The 566-nt window shown below is 49.6% G+C and carries 1 protein-coding gene; it reads right to left on the bottom strand.

Annotated elements, in window-relative coordinates:
* Positions 1–566 (bottom strand): type VI secretion system Vgr family protein (locus J3U42_RS12330; protein ID WP_267336622.1); only part of this gene is annotated, 566 nt, incomplete at both ends.

Here is a 566-nt window from a genome sequence, read left to right as displayed (position 1 = left end):
GGCTCGGTTTGGCTGGTCAGGTATAAGCCTTTTTCAGCTGCAATGGCACCCCAGTCATCCGTGCGAAGTTCAAACCCTTCACCCCGTGGTGTTTTATTTTGGTCAACTAAGTGACCCAGATTAAGTTGCGTTTTACCGTATTCAGTCGCCAGTTTGATATGCTCCTGCCCCCGTTTGTCATCCATGCGCAATTTATTATTGGCCGGAGTACGTATCACATTACGATGTTTGTTTATCGTGGTGACATGGTCAGGATGGGCACTGTCGTGCATGGCATGGGCAATATACGGGCGGTCGGGGTTGCTGTCGGTAAAGGCTATCGCCACTTCTGTGCCGTCAATTAACGGAAAGTGAAAGCCATAGGTATTGCCGGCATACGGTTTGGCTAATCTGACCCACAGGCTCTCTTCACCGTTTTTCCAGTTTTTTAAGTCAAAGTTGAATTTGACCCGATAGCGTCCTTGCGTATCGATATAACCGTAAGTGTCATTATCCGGACTGGTGACCCGTGCCGGTAATGTTCCGCCGACTGTCGGCCAGGCTATCGGTTTTGGCCGGTAAGGTTT

Source organism: Gilliamella sp. B2923, from assembly GCF_026536565.1.
Lineage (GTDB): Bacteria > Pseudomonadota > Gammaproteobacteria > Enterobacterales > Orbaceae > Gilliamella.
The sequence above is the reverse complement of the archived record's forward strand: the minus strand, read 5'-3'. Positions and strand labels throughout refer to the sequence as shown.